This is a genomic window from Sediminicoccus rosea (assembly GCF_033547095.1).
Classification (GTDB): domain Bacteria; phylum Pseudomonadota; class Alphaproteobacteria; order Acetobacterales; family Acetobacteraceae; genus Roseococcus; species Roseococcus rosea.
Genome location: NZ_CP137852.1, coordinates 4,804,222 through 4,829,999, shown reverse-complemented (window position 1 = coordinate 4,829,999; position 25,778 = coordinate 4,804,222). Strand labels below are relative to the sequence as shown.

At 70.5% G+C, this 25,778-nt stretch carries 24 protein-coding genes; 12 read left to right on the top strand and 12 right to left on the bottom strand.

The window, feature by feature from the left end:
- Positions 1-7: 7 nt before the first annotated feature.
- From R9Z33_RS23250 to R9Z33_RS23230, 5 genes are all read right to left on the bottom strand, one after another.
- Entirely contained in the window at positions 8-838 is an 831-nt protein-coding gene (locus R9Z33_RS23250) for a heterodisulfide reductase-related iron-sulfur binding cluster (RefSeq protein ID WP_318648961.1), read from the bottom strand.
- Positions 829-1,236, bottom strand: a complete 408-nt coding sequence (locus R9Z33_RS23245) for a (Fe-S)-binding protein (RefSeq protein ID WP_318648960.1) — start codon at positions 1,234-1,236, stop codon at positions 829-831. Before R9Z33_RS23245 ends, R9Z33_RS23250 begins: the two co-directional genes overlap by 10 nt.
- Positions 1,230-2,315, bottom strand: a complete 1,086-nt coding sequence (locus R9Z33_RS23240) for an alanine racemase (protein WP_318648959.1) — start codon at positions 2,313-2,315, stop codon at positions 1,230-1,232. Before R9Z33_RS23240 ends, R9Z33_RS23245 begins: the two co-directional genes overlap by 7 nt.
- Positions 2,312-3,808: a M81 family metallopeptidase gene (locus tag R9Z33_RS23235; RefSeq protein ID WP_318648957.1), complete on the bottom strand. Its 1,497-nt coding sequence runs from the start codon at positions 3,806-3,808 to the stop codon at positions 2,312-2,314. Before R9Z33_RS23235 ends, R9Z33_RS23240 begins: the two co-directional genes overlap by 4 nt.
- Positions 3,809-4,105: 297 nt before the next feature.
- Positions 4,106-5,224, bottom strand: a complete 1,119-nt coding sequence (locus R9Z33_RS23230; protein ID WP_318648956.1) for a threonine synthase — start codon at positions 5,222-5,224, stop codon at positions 4,106-4,108.
- 46 nt (positions 5,225-5,270) lie between these two features.
- Here R9Z33_RS23230 and R9Z33_RS23225 point away from each other — a divergent pair, with 46 nt between their 5' ends.
- The 8 genes from R9Z33_RS23225 to R9Z33_RS23190 are packed head-to-tail and all read left to right on the top strand — an operon-like array spanning position 5,271 to position 13,149.
- Entirely contained in the window at positions 5,271-6,365 is a 1,095-nt protein-coding gene (locus R9Z33_RS23225; protein WP_318648955.1) for a M20/M25/M40 family metallo-hydrolase, read from the top strand.
- Between the two features lie 27 nt (positions 6,366-6,392).
- Positions 6,393-8,483: an acetate--CoA ligase family protein gene (locus tag R9Z33_RS23220; RefSeq protein WP_318648954.1), complete on the top strand. Its 2,091-nt coding sequence runs from the start codon at positions 6,393-6,395 to the stop codon at positions 8,481-8,483.
- Entirely contained in the window at positions 8,480-9,334 is an 855-nt protein-coding gene (locus R9Z33_RS23215; protein WP_318648953.1) for a MaoC/PaaZ C-terminal domain-containing protein, read from the top strand. Before R9Z33_RS23220 ends, R9Z33_RS23215 begins: the two co-directional genes overlap by 4 nt.
- Positions 9,335-9,345: 11 nt before the next feature.
- On the top strand, positions 9,346-10,521 hold the full coding sequence (locus R9Z33_RS23210; RefSeq protein WP_318648952.1) for a M20 aminoacylase family protein: 1,176 nt from the start codon (positions 9,346-9,348) through the stop codon (positions 10,519-10,521).
- A 15-nt stretch (positions 10,522-10,536) separates the two neighbouring features.
- Positions 10,537-11,013, top strand: coding sequence for a glutathione peroxidase (locus R9Z33_RS23205; protein WP_318648951.1), 477 nt, complete (start codon positions 10,537-10,539; stop codon positions 11,011-11,013).
- A gap of 50 nt (positions 11,014-11,063) precedes the next feature.
- Entirely contained in the window at positions 11,064-11,864 is an 801-nt protein-coding gene (locus R9Z33_RS23200; protein ID WP_318648950.1) for a HesA/MoeB/ThiF family protein, read from the top strand.
- Positions 11,861-12,232: a DsrE family protein gene (locus R9Z33_RS23195; RefSeq protein ID WP_318648949.1), complete on the top strand. Its 372-nt coding sequence runs from the start codon at positions 11,861-11,863 to the stop codon at positions 12,230-12,232. The genes R9Z33_RS23200 and R9Z33_RS23195 overlap by 4 nt, the downstream gene beginning before the upstream one ends.
- 41 nt (positions 12,233-12,273) lie before the next feature.
- Positions 12,274-13,149 carry an SH3 domain-containing protein gene (locus R9Z33_RS23190; RefSeq protein WP_318648948.1) on the top strand — a complete coding sequence of 292 codons (876 nt, stop codon included), beginning with the start codon at positions 12,274-12,276 and terminating at the stop codon, positions 13,147-13,149.
- Here the strand turns inward: R9Z33_RS23190 and R9Z33_RS23185 are convergent.
- Both R9Z33_RS23185 and accD read right to left on the bottom strand, forming a co-directional pair.
- A complete protein-coding gene (locus R9Z33_RS23185) occupies positions 13,142-14,428 on the bottom strand; it encodes a bifunctional folylpolyglutamate synthase/dihydrofolate synthase (RefSeq protein WP_318648947.1) in 1,287 nt (428 codons plus the stop codon). The genes R9Z33_RS23190 and R9Z33_RS23185 overlap by 8 nt on opposite strands.
- Positions 14,425-15,294, bottom strand: coding sequence for an acetyl-CoA carboxylase, carboxyltransferase subunit beta (gene accD, locus R9Z33_RS23180; RefSeq protein WP_318648946.1), 870 nt, complete (start codon positions 15,292-15,294; stop codon positions 14,425-14,427). The genes R9Z33_RS23185 and accD overlap by 4 nt, the downstream gene beginning before the upstream one ends.
- Positions 15,295-15,669: 375 nt before the next feature.
- On the opposite strand from accD, the gene R9Z33_RS23175 reads away from it, so the two are divergent.
- A complete protein-coding gene (locus R9Z33_RS23175; RefSeq protein ID WP_318648945.1) occupies positions 15,670-17,415 on the top strand; it encodes a transglycosylase domain-containing protein in 1,746 nt (581 codons plus the stop codon).
- 10 nt (positions 17,416-17,425) lie between these two features.
- On the opposite strand, the gene R9Z33_RS23170 is transcribed toward R9Z33_RS23175, so the two are convergent.
- The 4 genes from R9Z33_RS23170 to R9Z33_RS23155 are packed head-to-tail and all read right to left on the bottom strand — an operon-like array spanning position 17,426 to position 21,530.
- Positions 17,426-18,205, bottom strand: coding sequence for an ABC transporter ATP-binding protein (locus R9Z33_RS23170; RefSeq protein ID WP_318648944.1), 780 nt, complete (start codon positions 18,203-18,205; stop codon positions 17,426-17,428).
- Positions 18,202-18,987, bottom strand: a complete 786-nt coding sequence (locus tag R9Z33_RS23165) for an MlaE family ABC transporter permease (protein ID WP_318648943.1) — start codon at positions 18,985-18,987, stop codon at positions 18,202-18,204. Before R9Z33_RS23165 ends, R9Z33_RS23170 begins: the two co-directional genes overlap by 4 nt.
- Positions 18,984-20,024, bottom strand: a complete 1,041-nt coding sequence (gene alr, locus R9Z33_RS23160; RefSeq protein WP_318648942.1) for an alanine racemase — start codon at positions 20,022-20,024, stop codon at positions 18,984-18,986. Before alr ends, R9Z33_RS23165 begins: the two co-directional genes overlap by 4 nt.
- Complete coding sequence (locus tag R9Z33_RS23155; RefSeq protein ID WP_318648941.1) at positions 20,025-21,530, bottom strand: replicative DNA helicase; 1,506 nt, start codon at positions 21,528-21,530, stop codon at positions 20,025-20,027.
- Positions 21,531-21,683: 153 nt separating this feature from the next.
- Here R9Z33_RS23155 and R9Z33_RS23150 point away from each other — a divergent pair, with 153 nt between their 5' ends.
- The gene (locus tag R9Z33_RS23150; protein ID WP_318648940.1) at positions 21,684-21,920 is read left to right on the top strand and encodes a DUF2171 domain-containing protein; all 237 of its coding nucleotides are present in this window, start codon (positions 21,684-21,686) and stop codon (positions 21,918-21,920) included.
- A 9-nt stretch (positions 21,921-21,929) separates the two neighbouring features.
- Here the strand turns inward: R9Z33_RS23150 and R9Z33_RS23145 are convergent, their stop codons facing one another.
- Entirely contained in the window at positions 21,930-23,477 is a 1,548-nt protein-coding gene (locus R9Z33_RS23145; protein WP_318648939.1) for a serine hydrolase domain-containing protein, read from the bottom strand.
- Between the two features lie 66 nt (positions 23,478-23,543).
- On the opposite strand from R9Z33_RS23145, the gene R9Z33_RS23140 reads away from it, so the two are divergent.
- Both R9Z33_RS23140 and R9Z33_RS23135 read left to right on the top strand, forming a co-directional pair.
- Positions 23,544-24,143, top strand: a complete 600-nt coding sequence (locus tag R9Z33_RS23140) for a NeuD/PglB/VioB family sugar acetyltransferase (RefSeq protein WP_318648938.1) — start codon at positions 23,544-23,546, stop codon at positions 24,141-24,143.
- 230 nt (positions 24,144-24,373) lie between these two features.
- Positions 24,374-25,777, top strand: coding sequence for a S41 family peptidase (locus tag R9Z33_RS23135; protein WP_318648937.1), 1,404 nt, complete (start codon positions 24,374-24,376; stop codon positions 25,775-25,777).
- Position 25,778: the final 1 nt, after the last annotated feature.

Genomic DNA, 25,778 nt, shown 5'->3' with positions numbered 1-25,778 from the left:
GACCCCATCACACCAGCCTCGGCCGGGTCAATTCGGGCTCGACCAGCTTGCGGACGGCGACCTCTCCCGCCGCCGCCACCCGCTCCGCGCCGATGGCCGCGATGGGGTCCTCGGCGTTGCGCCAGGCCTTGTATTCATCCTCGTAGGGCAGCCCCATGCCCTCGGCCAGCAGGTGCACCCAGTTCACCACGCGGATGCCGTGGTCCCGCTCCAGCCCGATCATCTCGCGGTGGCAGGAGTGGAAGATGGTCACCAGCGTGTCCGCCCCCGTCTCCCGCATCGCCGCCAGCGTGGTCCGCTGCACATCGGCGAGCGCACCCGGCACGCTCGCAAGGCCGAAACACATGTAGCTCGGCGCGCGATAGGGGTGGTCCACCACGGAAACCCCCGGGATCATCCCCAGCAACTCGGGGATGATGTCGTTCACCGGCACCCGCCCCTGGAAGCCCACATGCCGGTCCACGAAGACGCGCGCCGAAACCCGCTGAGTCAGCAGGGGCTGGAGCCGCGCGCGCTGCTCATGGATCGCCTCGCAGAGATGCTGGCTGTCGAAGTTCTGTTCCTTCGTCTGCCCCATGAAATCATCGAGATTGGCGTGGCAGGAGGGGCACCAGGTGATCACCCGCGGCGTCCCGCTGGCGGCGAATTTCTCCATCGTCCGGTCGGCCATGCCTTCGGCGATGCGCGGTGTGCTCTCCTTCGGGCTGCCGCAGCAGGCGCCGGGGCCACCCACCGGCGCGGCCTCGACCCCCACGGCTTCCAGGATGCGCTGGCTGAGGCGGATGATCTCGCCATGGCGCGTCATGTTGCAGCCATACCAGAAGGTGCTCACAGCCATTCGCCCTGTTCCTTCTCGGTGAAAGACAGCCGCGCGAAGACCTTCACGCGGGACATGGTTTCCGCCGCATCCCGCTTGGGGATCACGCCCCCCTCCTGCGCCTGCCATTTGGCCAGCCGCAGCATGAGCATGGGATTCACCGCTTCCGGGCAGGCCTCGTTGCAGGAGCCACTCCGCGTGCAGACGCTGATCCAGTTGCGCGATGCCGCATCGCCGGCGCCGCCGGAGAGCACATCCAGCACGCCGGTCACGGCGGCCTTCGCATCGGTGCCGCGCGCATCCCGCGCATAAGGCACCATCGGGCAGGCCTCGAAGCAGGCGCCGCAGCGGGTGCAGGCGGCCAGCATGCGCTGGGTCTCCGCCGCCCGCAGCGCGGACCAGTCCTCATGCGCTACCATCCGTTGACACGGTCCCACACGGCGATCACCTCGCGCGATCCATCCACCACATGATAGCGGTCGAAGGCGGCCGCTGTCAGGCAGGTATGATTGGGGGCCACGCGCAGTTTCGTGCCGATGGGCAGCATGGGCGCGGGCACCGCCTCGCCATGCTCCTGATGCACCCGCGTCAGGATCGGCTCGCCCAGCGTGTTCCCGCCATCCATGTCCAGCACCAGGCCGAAACCGTAGTCGCGCGGCGCCTTCTCCGTGCTGCGGTCCTTGCTCATGGCCAGCGCGCCGGAATCCAGCAGCAGCGCGCCGCGCGCCGGCTTGCGGCCGATGACGCTGGCCAGCACCGTCACCGCGATATCGCCCTCGGGGTGGGTGCCGAGCTGCGCCTGGAACAGGTCCCCGAACATATAAACACCCGCGCGGATCTCGGTGATGCCGTCCAGCTTCTCCGCATGCAGCGCGGTGGGGGAGGAACCGAGGCTCACGATCTCCAGCTTGAACCCGGCCTCGCGCAGCGCGTCAGCGGCGCGCACCACGCCCGCGCGCTCCAGCTCGGCGATCGCGGCCATCTCGGGGATGCTGCGCCCGCCGTAGGAGTGGCCGGCATGGGTGAAGACGCCGGCGAGCTTCCCGCCGAGTGCGGCCGCGATGGCCCGCGCCTCATCCGGCGGCACGCCGCCGCGGCCCTCGCCCACATCCACCTCGACCAGCGCGCGGATCTTTCCCGGATGCGCGGCGATGGCCTGGGCGGCCTCCACATCATCGGTGATGACCTTCACATCCGCCCCATCGGCATTCAGCGCGGCCACGGCATCGAGCTTCTGCGGCGTGATCCCCACCGCATAGATCTGGTCCCGCCAGCCGCCCTCGGCGAAGTAGCGCGCCTCGGCCAGGGTGCTGACGGTGACGGGGCCGAAATCGGGTGCCGCCAACATCGCCACATCGCGCGACTTCGCGGTCTTGAGGTGTGGCCGCAGCACGACGCCGGGGTGGCGCGCGATGGCGCGCTGCATCATGGCCAGGTTGCGCTTCAGCACACCCAGATCCAGCACCAAAGCCGGCGTGGTCAGTTCATCGAGGTTCATCGCGAGGCGTCCTGATCCAGCGGCAGCACGGGCCGCGGCAATTTCGTCCAGTCGAAGCGGGAGAGGATGGGCGAGGTGAGGCCCGGCGCATCCACCTCCACGATCTGCTCGTGCTGGAAGAACTCGTCGAAGCCGCCGCGGAAATGCCCGCGTGACTTCACCACGACGCAGCGCGCCGCGCCCACGTCAATGCCCAGATGCTCCAGGAAGGCCGGGTCCGCGCATTGCGTGCGCTGGCTGATCACCACCACGTCAATGCCGCCCAGGCGCAGCCAGGCCGTGTCGCCCAGCTGCATCGCCGTGCCGGCGAAGATGCCCCGCCGCCCCGTCACATGCCCGTCGGAGAGCGCCTTCACCTCGGCTTCGGCCGCGAAGGGGCGGCTGAAAGGGTCCTGTTCGGCCGCGCGGTTGAACCGCGCCTCGAACTGGCCGCCGACGCCCACCGCCTTGGCCTCCGCCACCAGCGCCGGGTCATGGATCACGCCAAACACCGCGCCCTGCACACCCGCGCGATGAAACGCCTCCAGCAGCCACATGGTGTTGCCGCGCCCGCCGCCGCCGGGATTGTCGGCGACATCGGCGAAGGCGAGCGGCGTGGGGCTGGTCATTGCGCGCTCGGTCGCTTCCTCCAGCGGCGTCAGCTTCGCCACGAAGCGGTCGCGCCGCGCCCAGGCGGCGTCCGCCAGCTCATCGGTCAGCGCATCGGCGGCGCCCTGGTGGGTCGCGGTGACGATGGCGCACATGCCGTTGAAGGGCGTGTCGCCATAGGCGAAGCCCGCCATCACCGAGACATTCACGATGCGCGTATCGGCGGCGCGGCGCTCCTGGCCCAGATTGATCACCTCCGCATAAGGCCCCTGCGCCGTGAGCAGCGAGACGGTGGGGGCCACGATCGGCAGGCGGCGATGCGCGCGCACGAAGCGCTCGCCCTTCAGCAGCCGGCGCATCAGGCCCGCGCTCTCCTCGCCGCGCGCGCGCATATCCATGTGCGGGTTCGTCAGATAGCCCACATAGGCGTCGTTCAGCGCCACATTGGCGTCGCTGACATTGGCATGCAGGTCATAGGTGCAGATGAAGGGGATCTCCCCCAGCTCGGCCCGCACCAGCGCCTGCACCGCGCCCTCCGGGTCATCCAGCACCGTCGTCAGCCCCGCGCCATGCATGACGCAGAAGGCGCCCTCCACCTGGCCGCGCAGGGCACGCAGGCCGATGCGCCATTCCTCCATCAGGCTCTCGAAGAAGGCATGGTCCACCGGCCCATTGGGCTCGGCCATGGCGAGGGTGAGGGGGCGCGGCTGCCAGGGGCCGGTCGCGTCCATGGCGGTCACGAAGCCCGGCATCTCGCCCAGTGCCTGGGGGCTGGCGCTGCGCGCATCGGTCACGATGGCATCGCCGCGCAGCAGGCAGCGATAGGCGAAATCCGCCTCGGTCGCGATGGGCGCGAAGCGGTTGCACTCGATGGAAAAGCCCAACAGGGCGATGCGCGGGCTCACGGGCCGTCTCCAATACAGAACTGCGGGAAGGCGTCTCGCCTTACCATCTTACGATCTTACCGGGGGGGCTCCGCGGCGGAACCCCGCTTTCGGACAAATCCCGAAGGCGCCAAATCCGCGCCGGAGCCCGCCGCGCAAGGCCGGGATGCGCACCGCCCGAGGCGGTGGATGTGACGCTGAAAGGCGGGCGGGGATGATGAGATACATTCTAGGAAAATATACCGAAGGCCCCTCGAAAGTCAAGGAAACCGGGGCGCCACGGTCTCCCCGGACCCCTCGGGCAACCTCGGACCGCGCTCAGATCTCCACGCCCAGCAATTCGGCATAGCGGGGGGTGGATTTCAGGCCGGTGCCGGTGAGAACCACGACCGTGCTCTCGCGCCCGGCGATCTTGCCCGAGGCGAGCAGCTTCCCGAAGGCGGCGGCCGCCTGGGCGCAGGTGGGCTCCACATAGACGCCGCGCTTCGCCAGCATGAGCGAGGCCGCCGCGATCTCATCCTCCGCCAGCATGACCGCGCCGCCGCCGCTCTCGCGCATGGCGCGCAGGCATTCGCTGGTCCGCAAGGGCTGCGCGATGGCCGTCCCCTCGGCGATGGTCGGCTGCGCCGCCACCGGATCCAGCCCCAGCGCCGCCCGGGCGATGGGCGCGCAATTCGCCGGCTGGGCCGCGAAGATGCGCGGCAGCTTGCTGATCTGGCCCGCGCGCAAAAGCTCGGAAAAGCCGATGTGCAGGCCGAGCACATTGGAACCCGCCCCGCAGGGGACGATCACGTTGTCCGGCGTCTGGAAGTTGAAATCCTCCCAAAGCTCATAGGCCAGGCTCTTGGTGCCCTGCAGGAAGAAGGGCTGCCAATTGTGGCTGGCGTAGAAGATCCGTTCCGCCTCGCGCTCCGCCGCATCCGCGCAATCCTGGCGCGAGCCCGGCACCAGCGTGATATGGGCCCCGGCGGCGCGGCTCTGCACCGTCTTGGCCGGGCTGGTGCTGGCGGGCACGAAGATGGTCGCCTCCATGCCGCCCGCCGCCGCATAGGCCGAGACGGCGGCGCCGCCATTGCCGGAACTGTCCTCCAGCACCGAAGTCACCCCCTGCTCCCGCAGCAGGGAGAGCATCACCGAGGCGCCGCGATCCTTGAAGCTGCCGGTCGGCATGAACCATTCGCATTTCAGCAGGGCGGTGCCCTCGCCCAGGGCCATTTCCATGAGCGGCGTGCAGCCCTCGCCCATGGAGATCGGCCGGGCCGGCAGGAAGGGCAGGGCGGCGGCATAGCGCCAGATGCTGCGCACGCCGCGCGCGATGTCGTCCCGCCCGATTCCCGGCAGGTCGGTCAGCAGCAGGGGGGCGCGGTCATCGCCGCACCAGCGCGGGGTTTCGAGCGGATAGGTGCGGCCCGAACGCGGATCGAGATAGGAGGTCATGCCGGCCAGGGTTGCGCGCAAGCCCGCTTCGGGCAAGCCTCGCCCCATGCAAAACCTCCCTTGGGAAAACGAACTTGCCCGGCTCGCGGCCGATCTCGTGCGGATGGACAGCCGCAGCCACCTCTCCAACATCGCCGTCGCCGATCGCATCGAGGCCGAACTGGACGGATTCGAGATCGAAAGGCTGGATTATGTGGATGGCGCCGGGGTGGCGAAGCGCGCCTTGGTGGCCCATCGCGGCGGCCCGGGTGGCCTCGCCCTCTCCGGCCACATGGACACGGTGCCCGCCACCGGCTGGACCGACGACCCCTGGAGCGGGGCGATCCGTGACGGCGTGCTGCATGGCCTGGGCGCGGTGGACATGAAGGGCGCGGTCGCCGCCTGCATCATGGCGGCGAAGCAGGCCCCCCGCGCCACGCTGCTGATCACGACCGATGAGGAGACGACGAAGCAGGGGGCGCGCATCATCGCCGGGCAGTCGAAGCTGGCGCAGAAGGCGGGCCTCGCCGGCATCGTGGTGGCCGAGCCCACCAGCCTGATCCCGGTGCGCGGCCATCGCGCGCATATCGCCTTCACCGCGACGGCCGAGGGCGTGCAGGCGCATTCCTCCACCGGCAAGGGGCTGAACGCGAACTGGGCGCTGATCCCCTTCCTCGTCGAGGTGAAGGCCATGTTCGAGCGGCTGCGGAACGACCCGAGCCTGCAGGACACGGCCTATGATCCGGTGTTCAGCGACTTCAACCTGGTGGTGGACAATCACGGCACCGCGGTGAACGTGACCGTCGCGAAAGCCACGGCGCGCATCAAGTTTCGCTACAGCCACAAGATCGATCCCTCGCCCGTCCTTTCCGTGATGCGCGAGGCGGCGCGGGCCAATGGCCTGACGCTGGAGGAGGCGCATGAGGGCCACCCGCCCGAACTGCCCGCCGACCACCCGCTGATCCGCCGCGCCTGCGCCATTACCGGTGAGGCGGCCCGCACCGCGCCCTACGGCACCGACGCCTCCGAGCTCCAGGCCATCGCGCCCTGCGTGGTGCTGGGGCCTGGCCCGATCGAGACCGCGCATACGCCGCATGAATCCGTGGCGCTGGATCAGCTCAACCGTGCCGTGCCCATTTTCCAGAGCCTGCTGGCAGGCTGACAAAAGACCTCCGAGGAAACGAACAACATGGATTTCTCTTCGCTCGACCCGGTGGTGAATCCGCGGTCCATCGCGATCATCGGCGCCTCCGACGAGCCCGTGCGCATCGGCGGCCGCCCCATCTCCTATATGCTGCAACGCGGCTTCCAGGGCGCCATCTACCCGGTGAACCCGAAGCGCCCGACGGTGCAGGGGCTGAAAAGCTATGCCGATGTGAACAGCCTGCCCGAGACGCCCGATGTCGCCATCGTGGCCGTGCCGAGCCAGGCGGCGTTGCAGGCCGTGGAGGATCTGGGGGCCCGTGGCTGCAAGGGCGCCATCGTCTTCACGGCCGGCTTCGCCGAGATGGATGCGGGCGGTGCCGCCGCGCAGGATGTGATGGTGGCCAGCGCCCGCAAGCATGGGATGCGGCTGATGGGGCCGAACTGCCTTGGCCTGTTCAACTCCGCGATCAATTTCTACGCGACCTTCTCGGCCAGCTTCGAGAGCGGCTGGCCCTTGCCCGGGCGCATCGGCATCGCCTCGCAATCCGGCGCCTATGGCACGCATCTCTACTCCATCGCGCGCGACCGCGAGATCGGCACGCAGATCTGCATCACCACCGGCAATGAGGCCGAGGTGACCTTGAGCGACGTGCTGGGCTGGATGGCGCAAAGCCCCGATGTGGACGTGATCTGCGCTTATGCTGAGGGGATTCGCGAGGGCAAGAACTTCCTGGCCGCACTCGACCTCGCGCGCCGCAACCGCAAGCCCATCGTGATGATGAAGGTGGGCCGCAGCGCGCTCGGCCAGGCCGCCGCGCAGTCGCACACCGCCAGCATCGCGGGCGATGACGCCGTGACCGATGCCGTGCTGCAGGAATTCGGCGTGGTGCGCGCCCGCAACACCGAAGAGCTGCTCGACATCGCCTATGCGGCGACCAAGCGCATCTACCCCGTGCGCAACACGCTGGGCGTGGTGACGGTCTCGGGCGGCGCGGGCGTGCTGATCTCGGACGTCGCGGAATCCATCGGCTTCGAGATGCCCGAGATGCCGCAGCCGGCGCAGGAGCGCCTGCGCGGCTTCGTGCCCTTCTGCGCGCCGCGCAACCCGGTGGATTGCACCGCCCAGGCCATCAACCAGACGGAGCTGATCGGCGAATTCGCGACGGCGATGGTGGTGGATGGCGGCTATACCTCCTGCCTCGGCTTCTTCACCCAGGTGGGGGCTTCCAAGTCGGTCGCGCCCAAGCTGCGCGCGCAGATGAAGGCGGTGGCCGACCAGCACCAGGACCGTCTCTGGGCGCTCTCCATCATCGCGCCGCGCGACATGATCCGCGAATATGAGAAGGACGGCTTCCTCATCTTCGAGGACCCGACGCGCGCCGTCGTCGCCCTGCACGCCATGGGCCGCTTCGGCGAGGCCTTCGCCCGCGCCACGCCCCCCGCACCCGCCCTGCCGCAAGTGAGCCTGCCCGCCACCACGCCGACCGAGGCCGAGGGCAAGCGCATCCTGGCCGCCGCCGGCATCCCCGCCGTGCCCGAGCGCGCCTGTGCCGATGTGGAGGCGGCCGTCGCCGCCGCGCGGGAATTCGGCTTCCCGGTCGTGATGAAGATCCTGAGCCCCGACATCCTGCACAAGAGCGAGATCGGCGGCGTGCTGCTCGATATCGCCAGCGAGGCCGCGGTGCGCGAAGGCTTCGCCACGCTGCTCGCCCGCGCCGCCGAACGCGCGCCCGGCGCGCGCATCGAGGGCGTGCTGGTGGCCAAGCAGATCAAGGGCGCGGTTGAGATGGCGCTCGGCCTGCTGCGCGATCCGGTCTTCGGCCCCGTCGCCATGGTCGGCCTGGGCGGCATCTTCATCGAGGTGCTGAAGGATGTAAGCTTCCGCCGTTGCCCCTTTGGCGTGGCGGAGGCCGAGGCGATGATCCGCAGCCTCAAGGGCTTCCCGCTGCTCGATGGCGTGCGCGGTCGCCGCAAGGCCGATGTGAAGGCCCTGGCCCAGGCGCTGGCCAACCTCTCCACCTTCGCCGTCGCGGCAGGCCCGCGCCTGCTCTCGGTGGACATCAACCCGCTGCTCGTCCTGCCGGAGGGCGAGGGCGCCTTCGCCGCCGATGCGGTGCTGGAGATCGGCGAATGATCGTCGCGGAGAAGCTCCTCGCCTATCCCATCCCGGAAATCCGCCAGAGCCTGCGCTGGCAGGATGTGGCGCTCTACAACCTCTCCATCGGCCTGGGTCAGGACCCGATGGACCTGCGCCAGCTTCCCTTCACCTATGAGCCCGGCCTGGTCGCCATGCCCTCCATGGCGGTGGTGCTCGGCTATCCCGGCTTCTGGATCAAGGCGCCGGATACCGGCGTGGACTGGGTGCGCGTGGTGCATGGCGAGCAGTCACTGACGCTGCACCGCCCGCTGCCCGTGAGCGGCGAGGTCATCGGCACCTCCCGCGTCACCGGCCTCGTGGATCGCGGCGCCGGCAAGGGCGCGCTGATCTATTCCGAGCGCGTGATCCGTGACGCCGCGAGCGGCGAGAAGCTCGCCACGGTGGCGATGACCACCTTCGCCCGCGGCGATGGCGGCTTTGGCGGCCCCTCGGGCCCGGTGAAGCCCCCCCACCCCGAGGCCGAGGGCATGCCGGACCTCGTTCTCGACCTGCCCACGCGCCCCGAGCAGGCGGCGTATTACCGCCTGAACGGCGACCACAACCCGCTGCACATCGACCCCGAAGTCGCCACCAAGGCTGGCTTCCCGCGCCCCATCCTGCACGGGCTCTGCACCTTCGGCGTCGTGTGCCACGCGCTGATGAAGGGCCTCTGCGACTACGACACCACGCGCTTCGGCACGATGGATCTGCGCTTCTCCTCGCCCGTCTATCCGGGTGAGACGATCCGCACGGAAATCTGGCATCGTCCCGGCGGTGCCGCCTTCCGCGCCCGCGTCGTCGAGCGCGACGTGGTCGTCGTCAGCAACGGCGCCTTCCGCTTCGCCTGAGGAACCCTGCCATGCAGCCCATCCCCCGCATCGCCGAATTCCACGCCGAGATGACGGAATGGCGGCGCGACTTCCACGCGCATCCGGAGATCGGCTTCGAGGAGGTCCGCACCAGCGGGATCGTGGCGGAGAAGCTGGAATCCTGGGGCATCGAGGTGGAGCGCGGCCTGGGCCGCACGGGCGTGGTCGGCGTCATCCGCGGCAAGCGGCCGGGCAACCGCACGCTCGGCCTGCGCGCCGACATGGACGCGCTGCCCATGCCGGAGCTGAACGAATTCGCCCATCGCAGCACCATCCCCAACCGGATGCACGCCTGCGGCCATGATGGCCACACCACCATGCTGCTGGGCGCCGCCCGCTACCTTGCCGAGACGCGCAATTTCTCCGGCACCGTCCACCTGATCTTCCAGCCGGCGGAAGAAGGGCTCACCGGCGCGGCGGAGATGCTGCGCGACGGCCTCTTCGAGAAATACCCCTGCGACCAGGTCTATGGCATCCACAACGCCTATGACCTGCCGCTCGGCACCGCCGCCATCCGCCCCGGCACGGTGCTGGCGGCCGTGGACTACTTCGACCTCACGCTGACCGGCCGCAGCTGCCACGCGGCCCAGCCGCATCGCGGCCTCGATCCGCTGCCCTGCGCCGTTCAGATCTACACGGCGCTCCAGAACCTGGTCAGCCGCCGCATGGACCCGCATGAGACGGTGGTGCTCTCCATCGGCCAGTTCCAGGCCGGCACCTCGCAGATCGTGATCCCCGAGACGGTGCTGATGCGCGGCACCATCCGCACGCTGAAGCCCGCCACCCGCCGCGCGATGGATGAGCTGTTCCACCAGACCGTGCACGGCATCGCCGCCGCCCATGGCGTGGAGGTCAGCCTCGACTACCGCCGCTCCTACCCGCCCACCATCAACACGGTGGAGGAGGCCTCCGCCTTCGAGGCCGCGGCGCGGGACGTGGTGGGGGAGGATCTCATCATGACCAACCTGCCCTCCCTGACGGCCGGCGAGGATTTCGCCTATTATCTCGAGAAGGCCCCTGGCGCCTTCATGCTCCTGGGCCAGATGACGCCCGAGCACGGCAATGTGCCGGTGCATCACGGCCGATATGATTTCAACGACGCGCTGCTGCCGATCGGCGCCAGCTGCTTCGCCCGACTGGTGGAGCAGCAGCTGGGCCACGGCTGACCGAGGGAGAATTCCGTGACGACGGTCCATGACTTCACCGCCAAGCTCGGCAATGGCACCGAGCAGAGCCTGTCTGCCTATGCCGGCCGCGCCCTGCTCATCGTCAACGTTGCCTCCAAATGCGGCTTCACCCCGCAATACAAGGGCCTCCAGGCGCTGCAGGAGGAATACGGTCCCCGCGGCTTCGAGGTGCTGGCCTTCCCCTGCAACCAGTTCGGCGCGCAGGAGCCGGGCACCGATGCCGAGATCGCGAGCTTCTGCGACACCAGCTACCGCGTGACCTTCCCCATCTTCTCCAAGATCGCGGTGAACGGGGCCGAGGCGCACCCGCTCTACAGCTTCCTGAAGAAGCAGAAGGGCGGGATCCTGGGCGACGGCATCAAGTGGAACTTCACCAAGTTCCTGGTGGACAAGCAGGGCAACGTCGTCTCCCGGCACGCCCCCACCACCAAGCCCGAGGCGCTGAAGCGCGAGATCGAGGCGCTGCTCTAGGGAAGGGCCGGGGCTTCCCCTTCCGGCCCCCGCCACCCCATATGCCGCCCATGGATCTCGATTTCACCGAAGACGAGCTGCACCGCTACTCCCGCCACATCCTGCTGAAGGAAGTGGGCGCGATCGGCCAGGCGCGGCTGCGCCAGGCGCGCGTGCTGGTGGTGGGCGCGGGCGGCCTTGGCTCGCCACTCGCGCTCTATCTGGCGGCCGCCGGCGTGGGCACCATCGGCCTCGTGGATCACGACCACCTGGAGCTGTCGAACCTCCAGCGCCAGGTGGCGCACAGCACGGCGCGGATCGGCCAGCACAAGACTGACAGCGCCGCCGAGGCGCTGCGCGGCCTGAACCCCGAAGTCCGGCTTGAACTCCACACCCGCCGCATGGACCGCGCGGCGGCCGAGGAACTGATCCCTCAATACGACGTGATCTGCGACGGCACCGACAATTTCCCGACGCGCTTCCTGCTGGGCGATGCCTGCCACCTGCTGGGCAAGCCCCTGGTCAGCGCCGCCGTGCTGCGCTTCGAGGGCCAGCTTTCCGTCTTCCGCGCGCATGAGGGCGCCCCCCACCCCTGCCACCGTTGCCTCAACCCCGAAATGCCGCCCGAGGGGCTGGTCCCCACCTGCTCCCAGGCGGGCGTGCTCGGCGCCGTCGTCGGCGTGATGGGCACGCTCCAGGCGACCGAGGTTCTCAAGGTCATTCTCGGAATTGGCGAGGACATGTCCGGCCGCCTGCTGCTCTGGGACGCGCTGGATGCGCGCTTCCGCACCGTGAAGCTGCGGCGCGACCCCGCCTGCGCGCTCTGTGGCGAGCACGCCTCCATCCATGACCTCTCGGCGCATGGGCCATGAACGCGCTCGGCCTGCTGCTCATCTCGGGCGGGCATGAGCGGGCGCATTACGCGCTGATGCTGGCCACCGCCGCCGCCGCGCTCGGCCGGCCGGTCACGCTCTTCGCCACGAATGGCGGCTGCCGGCTGCTGCTCAAGGCCGCCCCGCTTGAACATGACCCGCGCGAGGCCGAGCTGGCCCGCGCCGGCGTCGCCACCATCACGACCCTGATGGAGGCCGCCCGTGCGCTGGAGATCCGCCGCATCGCCTGCGAGGCGGGGCTGAAGGCCGAGGGGCTGGAAGGCGAGGAATTGGCCCCGGGCACGGAGCTGGCCGGCATCGTCACCTTCCTCGGCGCTGTCGGCGGCGGGCAGGTGATTTCCCTGTGACGCTTGACCCGGCGCGGCGGGGCTTGGCATCCAGAGGGGCGATGCATGCTCGCCTCACCCTCGCTGCGTTTTGCGTCCTCGCCCTCGCGGGCGGGGCGGCCGCGCAATCGAGCCTGGGCGGGCAGGGCAGCGTGCCGCCGCCGCGCCCGGCCACGGCACCCGCCGCATCCTCCACATCCTCGGCCAGCGGCACCACGCCGCGCCCCGCCGCGCGCCCGGCCCAGGGTCAGGCGCAGCGCCCGGCGCAGGGCCAGTCGGCCCGCCCGCCCCAGGCCCGCCCCGCCCAGGGCGGAACGGCTGCCCGGCCCAACACCGCGCAGCGCCAGCCGCCCACCGCCGCCCAGCAGCGTCAGCAGGCCCAGCAGCGCCGCGCCGCCGCGGCAGCGGCTGCCGCGGCCGCCGCCGCCGCCGGAGCCGCCGCCGCGGCCCCCCCGCAGCCCGCCGCCCCGCCGCCGCCCGAGCCCATTCCGCCCATCGGCAGCGTCACCGGCCTGCCCATGCCGCGCTTCGCGGCGCTGCGTTCCAATGACGTGAACCTGCGCGTCGGCCCCGACCGCCGCTTCCCGGTCGAATGGCGCTACCAGCGGGCCGACCTGCCCGTGCAGATCATCCGCGAGCATGACCAGTGGCGCCGCATCCGCGACCCCGATGGGGCGGAAGGCTGGCTCGCCGCCTCCAACCTCCAGCCCGGGCGCCGCACCTTCATCGTGCGTGGCGAGCCCAGCGCCGAGATCCCGCTGCGCCGCCGCGCCGAGGATTCCGCCGCCCCCGTCGCCCGCCTCAAGCCCGGCGTGATCGGCCGCATCCGCGGCTGCGAGGCCGGCAGCGACTGGTGCGAGGTGCAGGTGCAGGATCGCCGCGGCTTCATCAAGCGCGGCGAGATCTTTGGCGTCCTGCCGGACGAAGAGATCAAGTAGCGGCGGCGTCCAGCTTCAGCACCTCACCCGCGAGGTAGAGGCTGCCGCAGATCAGCACGCGCCCCGGCGCTTCCTCCGCCAGGATCCGCGTGAGCGCCGCCCGCACATCCGGCCCCGGCTTGGCCACGCCGCCGCTCGCCGCGACGATGTCGTCCACCGTCATCGCCAGGTGCTGCCCGGGCTCGGCCACGGCCGTGACGCTGCTGGCGAGCGGCAGGATGGGCGCCATGAAGCCCGCCGCCGTCTTGCCCTGCTTCATGCCGATGACGAGGTGCAGCGGGCGATCCCGGAATTCCGTGAGCGTCGCCGCCAGGGCCTGGCCGGCGCCGGCATTGTGCCCGCCATCCAGCCAGAGCTCCCAGGGGGCGGGCGGGGCGAGGCGCCCGCGCAGCCGCTGCATGCGTGCCGGCCATTCGGCCGCCGCCGCGCCGCGGATGATGGCGTCCTCGCTCAGCCAGGCCGGTTTCCAGGCACGGAGCGCGGCGATGGCGATGCCGGCATTGTCCGGCTGGTGCGCGCCGCGCAGCCCGAGCTCGGGCAGGAGGATCGTGCCCTGGCCATCGGTGAAGCGATGCCCCGTGCCCTCGCGCTCCATCCGCCAGGCCGCATCCCGCGCCAGCAGCGGCGCGCCCAGTTCGGCCGCGCGGGCGGCGATGACCGAGAGCGCCTCATCCTGCTGCCGCCCGGTGGCGCAGGGCACGCCGGGCTTGATGATTCCGGCCTTCTCGAAGGCGATCTTGCCGATCGTGTCGCCCAGGAAATCCATGTGGTCCATGGAGATGCTGGCGATCGCCGTGGCCGCCGGGGCGGCGATGACATTGGTCGCGTCGAAGCGCCCGCCGAGCCCCACCTCCAGCACCAGCAGGTCGGCCGGGACGCGGCTGAACAGCAGCAAGGCGACGGCGGTGGTGATCTCGAAGACGGTGATCGGCGTCTCGCCATTCACCCGCTCCACCTCCTCGAGCGCGTCGCTCAGCGCCTCCTCGCCGACCAGTTCGCCGGCGAGGCGGATGCGCTCATGGAAGCGGACCAGGTGCGGCGAGGTGTAGACATGCACGCGCTGCCCGGCCGCCTCGCCGATGGCGCGCAGGAAGGCGCAGGTGCTGCCCTTGCCGTTGGTGCCGGCCACATGCACCACGGGCGGCAGCCGCCGCTCCGGATGGCCGAGTTTGCCGAGCAGGGCTTCGAGACGCCCCAGGCTCAAATCGATCAGCTTCGGATGCAGCGCGTGCATCCGCTCGATGATGGCCTCCGAACGGCCCGCTGTTGCGCCGGTCATGCGGCGGCCGGCGCTTCCTCGGCGGCGCGCAGCAGGCGGATGACGCGCGCCAGCGTCTCGCGCATCTCGGCGCGCTTCACCACCATGTCGAGGATGCCGTGCTCCAGCAGGTATTCGGCGCGCTGGAAGCCCTCGGGCAGCTTCTCGCGCACCGTCTGCTCGATCACGCGCGCCCCGGCGAAGCCGATGAGGGCACCCGGCTCGGCGATCTGGATGTCGCCCAGCATGGCGAAGCTGGCGGTGACGCCGCCCGTCGTCGGGTCGCACAGCACGACGATGAAGGGCAGGCCCGCATCCTTCACCATCTGCGTTGCGATCACGGTGCGCGGCATCTGCATGAGGCTGACGGCGCCCTCCTGCATGCGTGCGCCGCCGGAGCTGGCGAAGACGATCAGCGGCGCATCCTGCAGCACGGCCAGCCGCGCGGCGGTGACGATGGCCTCGCCCACGCCGGCGCCCATGGAGCCGCCCATGAAGGCGAATTCGAAGACGGCGACGACGGCGCGCTGGCCCTCGATCTGCCCATGGCCCACCACCACCGCGTCATCCATGCCGGACTTGGTCTGGGCATCGCGCAGGCGTTCGGAATAGCGGCGCTGGTCGCGGAAGCGCAGCGGATCGGCCGGCGCCTTGGGCAGCTCGATCTTCTGCCAGCCCTCATCCAGCGTGGCGTCGAGCCGCTGCTTGGCCGAGAGGCGCATGTGGTGGCCGCAATGGGTGCAGACGCGGAGGTTCTTCTCCAGGTCCGTCTGGAAGATCATCTTCTGGCAGCTCGGGCACTGGTGCCAGAGATTGTCCGGCATCTCGCGCGAGGTGCCGAAGAGCGTCTTGATCTTGGGCAGCGCCCACTCGGAAATCCAGTTCATCTTTATCTGCCCTCAGACGGCGGGCGGCGGCTCCGCCGCCTTGCCTTCGCGCCGCATGGGGTGCGGCGGGCGGGGAGGGCGGGCGCGGCGCGCCGGCCGCTGTGCGGCCGGATGCTCCGGACGCTGCGACGGGATGGAGATGGCGGGACGGGGGGCGCGGGTCAAGCGGGGAGGGCCCGCCCCAAACTCCCTGATGCACCGGCCCGCCCGCCATGCTAAAGCCTCGCCATGCCGAGAGTGGCGGCCGCAAGGCTGCGAACCCCGGCCCCTGCCAGCCGGCCCTCCCCCCGGGTCGAACCACGGTCCCCCCCGAGCGGGCCAAAATCCAGCGGGCGCGCCGCCGCGCCGTCGAAGCGCCGCCGCAGCCTGGGCGGGATGCTGCTCCGGGCGGCCATCATCCTGCTCATCTGGGGCCTGCTCGCGGCCGGCGCGCTGCTGATCTGGTTCACGCATGACATGCCCCGCGCCGATACGGCGCTGACGCATCAGCGCCGCCCCAGCGTCACCCTGCAGACGGCCGAGGGCGGGCTGCTCGGCACCCAGGGCGATCTCTATGGCGAGACGCTGCGCCTGCGCGACCTGCCGCCGCACCTGCCCGCCGCCCTGCTCGCCATCGAGGATCGCCGCTTCCACCAGCATTTCGGCCTGGACGTGATCGGCCTGGCCCGTGCCGCCTATGCCAATTGGAACGCGGGCGAGGTGGTGCAGGGCGGCTCCACGCTCACCCAGCAGCTGGCCAAGAATCTCTTCCTCAGCCCGGCCCGCAGCACGCGGCGCAAGGTGCAGGAAGCGCTGATGGCACTCTGGCTCGAGAACCGCTTCACGAAGGACCAGCTGCTCGAGATCTACCTGAACCGCGTCTATCTCGGCGGCGGCGCCTATGGGGTGGATGCGGCCGCGCGGCTCTATTTCGGCGTCTCGGCGCGGCGGCTCACGCTGCCCCAGGCCGCCATCCTGGCCGGCCTGCCGCAGGCGCCCTCGCGCTACAGCCCGCGCGCCAACCCCGACGGCGCCATGGCCCGCGCGCGGGACGTGCTGGCCGCCATGGTCGCCACCGGCGCCATCACGGCGGAGCAGATGGAGCGCGCCGTGCAGGAGATGACCATCCCGCCGCGCCCCTCGCGCAACGGCGGCTGGTTCGCCGACTGGATCTTCGAGGACATCCCCAGCGCCTTCCCCGGCAGCGCCGACCTCGTCATCCGCACCACGCTTGATCCGCGCTGGCAGAATGCGGTGGAATCCCGCCTGGCCGCGCTGCTCGACCAGGCGGGGCGCGAGGCGCGGGTGGGGCAGGGCGCCGTTGTCGTGCTCGATGCCAATACGGGCGCGGTGCGCGCCATGGCGGGCGGGCGCGACTTCCGCCGCAGCCCCTTCAACCGCGCGACCGATGCGCGCCGCCAGCCGGGCTCCACCTTCAAGGCGATGGTCTATCTGGCGGCGCTGGAGCACGGCGCATCCCCCTTCGACCAGGTGAGCGACGGGCCGCTGCAGATGGGCCGCTGGTCGCCGTCCAACGGACATTGGCGCACGCGCGGCTCGATCACGCTGGATGAGGCCTTCGCCCATTCGGTCAACACCTCGGCCGTGCGCGTCATGCAGATGGGCGGCGGGCCGCGCGGGGTGGCCGATGTCGCCATGCGCCTCGGCGTGAATGGCCGCTTCCCGCGCGATGCCTCCATCGCGCTCGGCACGGGCGAGGTGAAGCTGATCGACCTCGCCGCCGGCTATGCCGCGATGGTCAATGGCGGGCGGCGCATCACCCCCTACGGCATGCAGCGCGTCGAGGCGGAGGGCCGCGCGCTTCCCGTGCCCCGCACCGAGCCCGCCCAGGTCATCAGCGCCGAGGCCGCCGAGCGCATGCGGAACATGATGGTGAGCGTGGTCCGCAACGGCACCGGCCGCGCCGCCGCCATGCCGGGCCTGGTCACCGGCGGCAAGACCGGCACGACGCAGGACTATCGCGATGCCTGGTTCATGGGCTTCGTGCAACTGCCCTCGGGCCCGCTCGTCATCGGCGTCTGGCTCGGCAATGACGACAATACGGGGATGGATGACGTGCGCGGCGGCACCCTGCCGGCCCGCCTCTTCCGCGAGATCATCGAGGCGGCGCGCGCCTCCTGAGGCGGTAGCCCTACTTGCGCAATTCCATCTGGATCGGCCCCTCGCGCTCGCCGCGCGCGAACTGGTCCACCATGGCATTGCCCGTCTCGCCAAGCTTCTCGGCGCTGCCGGTCCAGACGATCCTTCCCTTGTGGATCATCGCCGCGTCATCGCCGATGCGGCGCGCGCTCGCCATGTCATGCGTGATGGAGAAGGCGGTGGCGCCCAGCCGCTCCACGCAATCCACGATCAGGCCGTCAATCACCGCGCCCATGATGGGATCGAGGCCGGTGGTGGGCTCGTCGAAGAAGATGATGTCGGGGGCCGAGGCCACCGCGCGGGCCAGCGCCACGCGCTTCTGCATGCCGCCCGAAAGCTCGGCCGGCGAGAGGTCGCCCACGCTGGCGGCAAGGCCCACCTGGGCCAGCACCTCGGCCGCCTTGTCGCGCGCGGCCGCACGGGTGATGCGCTTCTGCGCCAGCAGCTTGAAGCAGACATTCTCCCAGACCGGCAGGCTGTCGAACAGCGCGCCATTCTGGAACAGCATGCCGATGCGGTCCCGCAGCGCCGTCCGGTCCCGCCGCGAGAGCTTCGAGATGTCCTGCCCGTCCACCTCGATCAGCCCCTCATCGGGCGTGACGAGGCCGAGGATGCACTTGATGGTGACCGACTTGCCGGAGCCCGAACCGCCCAGCAGCACCATGGAATGGCCCGCGCGGACATCGAGGTCCACGCCATCCAGCACGCGCTTCGGCCCGAAGGATTTCTGCAGCCCGCGCAGCCGGATCTTGGGGGTGGTGGAGGTGCTCATCGCGAGAAGAACGCCTCGGTGATCACATAGTCCAGCGCGAGGATGAGGATGGAGGAGGCCACCACCGCCGCCGTCGTCGCCTGGCCCACGCCCTGCGCGCCGCCCTTGCTGTTGTAGCCGCACCAGCTGCCCATCAGCGCGATGATGAAGCCGAAGACGGCGGCCTTCACCAGGCCGCTGACCACGTCCATCACCTCCAGCACGTCCCAGGTGTTGTCGAGATAGGTCTGCGCGACGAAGCCGAGCTTCACCGTGCCGATCAGGAAGCCGCCCAGCACGCCCAGGATGTTCGCCACGATCACCAGCAGCGGCATGGCCAGCGTCGCCGCCAGCAGCCGCGGCGTGACGAGGTATTTCATCGGGTCGGTCGAGAGCGTGGTCAGCGCATCCACCTGGTCTGTCACGCGCATCGTGCCGATCTCGGCCGCCATGGCCGCGCCGATCCGGCCCGCCACCATCAGCGCCGCCAGCACCGGCCCCAATTCGCGCGTGACGGAGAGCACCACCACGCTGGCGATGGCGCTCTCGGCGTTGAAGCGGGAGAAGCCGGTGAAGCTCTGCAGCGCCAGCACCATGCCGGTGAAGAGCGCCGTGAGCGCCACCACGGGCAACGAGAAATAGGCGATCTCGACGAAATGCCGCCAGAATTGCCGGAAGTGGAAGGGCGGCCGCACCAGGTGCGAAACTCCCACCGCCGCGAAGATCGCGACATCGCCAAGGGTGCGGCAGGCGCCGATCAGGCCGCGCCCGATCAGCGCGAGCGCGTCGAGGAAGCGGGTCATGCCGGGAGGTAGTCCCGCCGGAAGCGCCGGCCGAGCGAGGTCAGCAGTTCATAGCCGATGGTGCCCGCCATGCCGGCCACCATGTCGGCATCCTGGTGCGGGCCGATGATCTCGATCCAGCGGCCCGCCTTCATGGCGCGGATGCCGGTCACGTCGAAGGTCATCAGGTCCATCGAGACGCGGCCGACCATCGGGAATTCCTGACCGCGATAGCGGCCCTTGAGCCGGCCCTCCAGCGCGCGCGGCAGCCCGTCGGCATAGCCGATGCCGATGGTGGCGATGCGGCTCGGCCGGGTCGCGAGCCAAGCGCCGCCGTAGCCCACCGTCTGGCCGGGCGGGATGTTCCGCAATTGCAGGACCTGACCCGTCAGGGTGAAGACCGGCTCCATCGGGTTGGGGCGCCCCGGCGTCGGGTTCAGGCCGTAGAGCGCGGCACCCGGCCGCGCCAGCTCGCTGCCGAAGCGGGGGCCGAGGAAGATGCCCGAGGAATTGGCGATGCTGCGCCGCGCCCGCGGCAGGCGCAGGCAGGCCTCGTTGAAGCGCGTGAGCTGCACGAGGTTCAACGGATGCTGCGGATCCTCCGCCGCGGCGAGATGCGTCATCACATAGAGGATCTCGAGACCGTCCAGCAGCGCCGGGTTATCCGCCAGCTTCTCCAGCTCATCCAGCGCGAGGCCGAGGCGGGACATGCCGCTGTCCACATGCAGGATGGCCGGGCCCGAATGGGCCGCGACGTCATCGAGGCTGTTGAGCACGGGCGTCAGTCCCGCGTGCTTGCCGGCCGGGAAGCCGCCCAGCACCGCGACCATGGGGCCCTCGCCCAGCGTGGCGCGCAGGGCTTCGCCCTCCTCCACCGTGGCGACGAAGAAATGCCGGCAGCCGGCATCGCGCAGCGCGCGCGCGATGGGGGCGGCGCCCAGCCCATAGGCATCGGCCTTCAGCACGGCGGCGACGGCGCCGCCCGCATGGGTTTCGCAGAGCCGGCGCCAGTTCCGCACCACCGCGCCGCAATCAATGGTCAAAAGGCCATGGGGCATTCAATCGCCATAGCTTTGCTCATGCGTGGTGTCGAGATCGCCGAAGCGGGTGAACTCGGCCTCGAAGAAGAGCGGGATGGTCCCGGTGGGGCCATGGCGTTGCTTGGCGATGATGAGGTCCGCCTTGCTGTGGGCGCGTTCCATGTCCTGCTGCCAGCGGGTCATGGCGTCCTGGAACTTCGCGTCATCCGGGAAGTTCGTGATCTTGGGCTCTTTTTGTTTCAAATAGTATTCGTCACGGTAGATGAACGAAACACTGTCCGCGTCCTGCTCGATCGAGCCGGATTCACGCAGGTCGCTCAGCTGCGGCCGCTTGTCCTCGCGCTGCTCGACCGCGCGCGAGAGCTGGGACAGCGCCATCACCGGGATGGACAGCTCCTTCGCGATGGCCTTCAGCCCCTGGGTGATCATGCTGATTTCCAGCACGCGCGATTCCGGCCGCGTGCCGGCGGCGGGCCGCATGAGCTGGAGGTAGTCCACCACCAGGAAGCGCAGCCCCTTGGTGCGCTGGATGCGCCGGCAGCGCGTGCGCAGCGCCGAAAGCGTGATGGCGGGCGTGTCGTCGATCAGGATGGGCAGCTGCGACAATTCGCGGCTGACGCCGACGAAATGGTCGAATTCGCGCTGGCTGATCTCGCCGCGGCGGATGCGGTCGCCCTGGATGCGGCTGGCTTCCGAGAGCAGGCGGTTGGCCAGCTGGTCGGCGCTCATTTCCAGCGAGAAGATCGCGACCTGCCCGGGCTTGCCGCCGGTCTCCTCCGCCTCGCGCAGCAGGGCGCGCGCCGCGCCGAAGGCGATCTTGGTGGCGAGCGCGGTCTTTCCCATGCCGGGGCGGCCGGCGAGGATCATCAGGTCGCTGTCGTGCAGCCCGCCCATCTTGGCGTCGAGGTCGCGCAGCCCGGTCGAGAGGCCTGAGACGCCGCCGCCGCTCTCCTTCGCCTTGGCGGCGATCTCGACGGCGCGGATCAGCGCGCGCTCGAAGCTGATGGCGCCGCCCTCGCTCGCCTTCTCGGTCGCGAGGTCGAAGAGCTGCTGTTCGGCTGCCTCGATCTGGTGCTTGCCCTCCAGCTCCGGCTCGGAGCCATAGGCGCGGTTCACCACCTGCTCGCCCAGGTCGATCAGCTGGCGGCGGATGTAGCAGTCATGGATCAGCTTGCCGTATTCGCCGGCATTGACGATGCCGACCATGGCGCCCAGCAGCTGCGCCAGATAGGCGGGGCCGCCGACCTCGGCCAGCTCGCCGGTGTGCTCGAATTCGTGGCGCAGGGTGACGGCATCGGCCAGCTGGCCATTCTCCACCCGGCGGCGGATGGCGCTGTAGATGCGGCCATGGATGGCATCCGCGAAATGCTCGGCCTCCAGGAACTCGCTGACGCGCTCATAGGCCTTGTTGTTGGCGAGCAGCGCGCCGAGCAGCGCCTGCTCGGCCTCCAGGCTGGCGGGCGGCAGGCGCGAGCCGAGGCCGAAAAGCCCACGGTCGTCCGGCGGCGGAGGAATGTTGTTCATGTGCCCCCTCCATACTCCCGCCCACCGCCCGCCGCCATGGCCAGGGCCTGTGGATAACGGGCGTAACTCTCCCTGGCCCGCCCCTCCATGCCGGGCGGCAACCGGGGCCCGGGCCCCACGTTCCAACGGCTGCAACAAGACGGAGTGAAGGCCATGAGCGGCATGCAGGACCAGATCACGGAACACATGGAGGTCGTCGGCAGCTGCGGCAACCATGTCGGCACGGTGGACCATCTGGAGGGCGAGCGGATCAAGCTCACCCGCAACGATGACCCCGATGGCGGCCGGCACCACCACTACCTGCCGGTCAGCGCTGTCGCCTCGGTGGAAGGGGGCCGCGTGGTCCTCAGCATGAACCACCTGGACGCGCTGAAGGCGCGCACCATGTAGGCTGGCCGGTCAGGCGCGGGTGAAGACCAGACCCCGCGCCCGGCTGGCATTCACGACCAGGCTGCGCCCATCCTCGGCCAGCACCGCATCGGCCCAGCCCTCGAAGAGGGAGGAGGGCATGGCGATCCGCAGATGCCGCGGCCCGAGCGCCGTGATGGCGGAAGGCGGGCCGCGCCGCACCGGGCCCAGGGCCCGCATCACGCCATCCCGGATATGCCATTCGGCGGCGAGTTCCGCACAATGCCAGACGCCGTCCAGCGCCGGCGGAGGCATGGGCGCGGCGCGGCGGAAGAGGGCGCGGTGGCCGGCGTCGAACTCCACCTCCATCGCATCGCCCTCGGGCAGGCTGGCGCGGAAGGGGAAGGCGCCGCGGCGGGCCCTCATCCGCCCATCCGTCGTGGGGATCAGGGCGAAGGGCACGCCGTGCATGCGCGCCGTGCCATCCGCGCCGATGTCGAGCGAGAGGCCCTCCGCCTCGCTCAGCCAGGTGCCGGTCATCGGCGCATGGTCCAGCGGGGGCGGCTCGGGCTGCAGGGCGGGGTCATTGCCCAGCGCCGCCTCGAGCACCTGCAGCGCCATGTGGTGCGGGTCGAGCGCCGCGTTGTTCGCCAGCACGAACACGGTCAGCCGCTTCTCGGGCAGGCGCAGGAAGGCCGTCTTGTAGCCCGGCCACAGCCCGCCATGGCTGACCAGCCGAAGGCCGCGCCACTCCTCCACCTCCAGCCCCAGCGCGTAGCGGTTCATGGCGCCGCCCGTGAAGGGCAGCGTGGCCTGCAGCCGCGTCTCGATCTCGCTGCCGAGCCCGCCCACCGAGAGGCTGCGCGCCCAGAGCGCCAGATCCTCGACGCAGGAGACGAGGCCGCCCTCGCCACCCAGCGGGAAGCCGTGCCGCGCCGTGGTGAAGCCGCCCAGGCCATCGGGCAGGTAGCCGGTCGCCAGGCCGCGCACCGGGCGGGCCAGATCCGGCGTGTGGCGGGTGCGCGTCATGCCGAGCGGCAGGAAGATGCGCGTCTCCAGGAACTCCGCGAGGCTCTGGCCCGAGATGCGCTCGATCACGCGCCCCAGCAGCCAGAAGCCGCTGTTGGAGTAGAGAAAGCGCGAGCCGGGGGCGAAGTTCAGCGTCCGCTGCCGGGCGATGGCGGCGTCGAGCTCGGCCGCATCGAGATGGGTGGCAAGGTCGGCCCCGCCCAGGCGCAGCAATTCCAGCATGTCCCGCAGGCCGGACGAGTTGCGCATCAGGTGATCGAGCGTGATGCTGTCCAGCGATTCGGGCAGTTCCGGCAAATGCCGGCGCACCGGATCATCCACGCCGAGCAGCCCGTCGCGCTCCAGCAGCAGGATGGCGGCGCAGGTGAATTGCTTGGAGACGGAGGCGATGCGGAAACAGCTGGCCACGCCGAGCGGGATGTGCAGGTCGAGCGAGGCGAGGCCGACCGAGCGCCGCAGCAGGAGCACGCCGTCGCGCGTCACGCCGATCGTGGCGCCGGGCTGCTCCGCCAGGGGGGCGAGCATGAGCCCGACGCGGCGTTCCAGCCGCAACAAATCCAGATCACGCATGTCCCGAAAACTCCCTGGCCCGGACCTCCTACACGAAATCCCCGACTCCACCACATGGTTATTCCCATGCATGTCCTGATTCTCGGCGCCGGCGGCCATGGGCGCGCCGTCTGCGAGGCGGCCTGGGATGCCGGCTTCGCCCCGCGCGGTTTCCTCGATGCGCGGGCACCCCTTCCCCCCATGCTCGGCCTGCCGGTGCTGGGGGACGAGGCGGCGCATGATGGCGGGCCGCTGCTGATCGCCCTCGGCGGCAACCGCTTGCGGCTGGAGGCGGCGGCGCGGCTGGGCTGCCCGCTGCCGGTGCTGCTGCACCCCTCGGTGGTGCGCGCCCGCAGCGCGGAACTGGCCGAGGGCGCCGTGGTCATGCCGCGCGCGGTGCTGGGCGCGCTGGCGCGCATCGGCCGCCTCGCCCTGGTGAACACGGGCGCCATCATCGAGCATGACGTGGTGCTGGAGGAGGGGGCGCATGTGGCCCCGGGCGCCGTGCTCTGCGGCGGCGTGCGGGTGGGCGCGCGGGCCGTGGTGGGGGCGGGGGCGGTGGTGGCGCCCAACCTCAGCATCGGCGCGGATGCCGTGGTGGGCCCGGGCGCCACCGTGCGGGCCGATGTGCCCGCGGGGGCCGTGCTGGCCGGCGCGCCCGCCCGTTCCCTGCCGCGAGGCGTCTGAGACAAAGCGTGACACGGGGTTGCATTCGCACCCCCAAGCCGCATGTCGGGATTTATTGCGCGGCGTTCCGGAAGCTTTAAGCTTTCAAGTGCGTGATGATGGGGTATTGCGTGGCGCAGTCCGGGCTTTGCCCGGCGCGGTGCCGCGTGCCATCAGCGGAGCGCATGTGTGAAACATTCGGGCGCATCAGCCATGGGGCGTCCGGAACCACTGGGAATGAGGCTCGCTGGATGAAGCTCAAGGTCGGGACCACCGCTGCCGTGGCGGGCGCCTTCGCGGCGGGCATCATCGTGGGCCCGCTCGTCGCGGCCTGGGCGCAGGGTGCGGCCGATGGCGGCCGCGCCGAGACCTATCGCCTGCTGCAGCTCTTCGGCGACGTCTTCGCTCGCGTGCGCGCGGAATATGTCGAGCCGGTGCAGGATCGCGACCTGGTCGAGAACGCCGTGAACGGCATGCTCACCGGCCTCGACCCGCACAGCGCCTATCTCAACCCGCGCAACTTCCGTGACATGCAGGTGCAGACGCGCGGCGAGTTCGGCGGCCTCGGCATCGAGGTGACGCAGGAGGGTGGCTATATCCGCGTCATCTCGCCGATCGACGAGACGCCGGCCGCCCGCGCCGGCATCCGCCCGGGCGACTTCATCACCCACCTGAACGGCAATTCCACCCAGGGCATGACCCTGCAGGAGGCGGTGGACCAGATGCGCGGCGAGCGCGGCACCTCGATCCGCCTCACCGTCCGGCGCGAGGGCGAGGCGCGCCCGCTGGAGATCTCCATCACGCGCGACGTGATCCGCCCGCAGGTGGTCCGCTTCCGCCTGGAAGGCAACGACATCGCCTATATCCGCATCACCTCCTTCAACGAGCAGACCGAGGTGAACCTGCGCCGCGCCATGACCACGCTGCGCCAGCAGGCCGGCGGCAACCTGCGCGGCGTCGTGCTCGACCTGCGGAACAACCCGGGCGGCCTGCTCGACCAGGCGGTGCAGGTCACGGATGACCTGCTGGACCAGGGCGAGATCGTTTCCACCCGCGCCCGCCGCCCGGAGGATGCGCAGCGCTGGAACGCGCGCGCGGGCGACATCACCCAGGGCCTGCCCATGGTGGTGCTGATCAATGGCGGCTCGGCCTCCGCCTCCGAGATCGTGGCCGGCGCGCTGCAGGACCATCGCCGCGCGGTGGTGCTGGGCACGCGCAGCTTCGGCAAGGGCTCGGTGCAGACCGTCATGCCGCTCGGCGGCAACAATGGCGCGATCCGGCTGACCACGGCGCGCTACTACACGCCGTCGGGCCGCTCCATCCAGGCGACCGGGATCGTGCCCGATTTCGAGGTGCGCGCCACCCGCCAGGATGCCCAGGCCACCGCCGCCGCCGCCCCGGGGCGCGAGCGCGAGCGCGAGCAGGATCTCCGCCGCTCGCTGCGGGCCGAGGGTTCGGCCACGCCCGCGCCGCCCACCGTGACGCTGCCGCCGCTCAACCTGCCCGCCTCCATCACCGACCGCGTGCAGAGCCAGCCGCCCGAGGGCTGGCCCACCCTCGACATCACCAAGCCCGAGACGGATTTCCAGCTGCAGCAGGGCCTCTCGCTGGTGCGCGCCATGGCGGCCAACCCGCAGCGCCGCGCGCAGCGCTGAC

What these genes read in the sequence shown, in the direction of transcription:
- R9Z33_RS23250 (WP_318648961.1), bottom strand. Translation starts at nt 838, where the DNA reads ATGGCTGTGAGCACCTTCTGGTATGGCTGCAACATGACGCGCCATGGC.
- R9Z33_RS23245 (WP_318648960.1), bottom strand. Translation starts at nt 1,236, where the DNA reads ATGGTAGCGCATGAGGACTGGTCCGCGCTGCGGGCGGCGGAGACCCAG.
- R9Z33_RS23240 (WP_318648959.1), bottom strand. Translation starts at nt 2,315, where the DNA reads ATGAACCTCGATGAACTGACCACGCCGGCTTTGGTGCTGGATCTGGGT.
- R9Z33_RS23230 (WP_318648956.1), bottom strand. Translation starts at nt 5,224, where the DNA reads ATGACCTCCTATCTCGATCCGCGTTCGGGCCGCACCTATCCGCTCGAA.
- R9Z33_RS23225 (WP_318648955.1), top strand. Translation starts at nt 5,271, where the DNA reads ATGCAAAACCTCCCTTGGGAAAACGAACTTGCCCGGCTCGCGGCCGAT.
- R9Z33_RS23220 (WP_318648954.1), top strand. Translation starts at nt 6,393, where the DNA reads ATGGATTTCTCTTCGCTCGACCCGGTGGTGAATCCGCGGTCCATCGCG.
- R9Z33_RS23215 (WP_318648953.1), top strand. Translation starts at nt 8,480, where the DNA reads ATGATCGTCGCGGAGAAGCTCCTCGCCTATCCCATCCCGGAAATCCGC.
- R9Z33_RS23210 (WP_318648952.1), top strand. Translation starts at nt 9,346, where the DNA reads ATGCAGCCCATCCCCCGCATCGCCGAATTCCACGCCGAGATGACGGAA.
- R9Z33_RS23200 (WP_318648950.1), top strand. Translation starts at nt 11,064, where the DNA reads ATGGATCTCGATTTCACCGAAGACGAGCTGCACCGCTACTCCCGCCAC.
- R9Z33_RS23195 (WP_318648949.1), top strand. Translation starts at nt 11,861, where the DNA reads ATGAACGCGCTCGGCCTGCTGCTCATCTCGGGCGGGCATGAGCGGGCG.
- R9Z33_RS23190 (WP_318648948.1), top strand. Translation starts at nt 12,274, where the DNA reads ATGCATGCTCGCCTCACCCTCGCTGCGTTTTGCGTCCTCGCCCTCGCG.
- R9Z33_RS23185 (WP_318648947.1), bottom strand. Translation starts at nt 14,428, where the DNA reads ATGACCGGCGCAACAGCGGGCCGTTCGGAGGCCATCATCGAGCGGATG.
- accD (WP_318648946.1), bottom strand. Translation starts at nt 15,294, where the DNA reads ATGAACTGGATTTCCGAGTGGGCGCTGCCCAAGATCAAGACGCTCTTC.
- R9Z33_RS23175 (WP_318648945.1), top strand. Translation starts at nt 15,670, where the DNA reads ATGCTGCTCCGGGCGGCCATCATCCTGCTCATCTGGGGCCTGCTCGCG.
- R9Z33_RS23170 (WP_318648944.1), bottom strand. Translation starts at nt 18,205, where the DNA reads ATGAGCACCTCCACCACCCCCAAGATCCGGCTGCGCGGGCTGCAGAAA.
- R9Z33_RS23165 (WP_318648943.1), bottom strand. Translation starts at nt 18,987, where the DNA reads ATGACCCGCTTCCTCGACGCGCTCGCGCTGATCGGGCGCGGCCTGATC.
- alr (WP_318648942.1), bottom strand. Translation starts at nt 20,024, where the DNA reads ATGCCCCATGGCCTTTTGACCATTGATTGCGGCGCGGTGGTGCGGAAC.
- R9Z33_RS23155 (WP_318648941.1), bottom strand. Translation starts at nt 21,530, where the DNA reads ATGAACAACATTCCTCCGCCGCCGGACGACCGTGGGCTTTTCGGCCTC.
- R9Z33_RS23150 (WP_318648940.1), top strand. Translation starts at nt 21,684, where the DNA reads ATGAGCGGCATGCAGGACCAGATCACGGAACACATGGAGGTCGTCGGC.
- R9Z33_RS23145 (WP_318648939.1), bottom strand. Translation starts at nt 23,477, where the DNA reads ATGCGTGATCTGGATTTGTTGCGGCTGGAACGCCGCGTCGGGCTCATG.
- R9Z33_RS23140 (WP_318648938.1), top strand. Translation starts at nt 23,544, where the DNA reads ATGCATGTCCTGATTCTCGGCGCCGGCGGCCATGGGCGCGCCGTCTGC.
- R9Z33_RS23135 (WP_318648937.1), top strand. Translation starts at nt 24,374, where the DNA reads ATGAAGCTCAAGGTCGGGACCACCGCTGCCGTGGCGGGCGCCTTCGCG.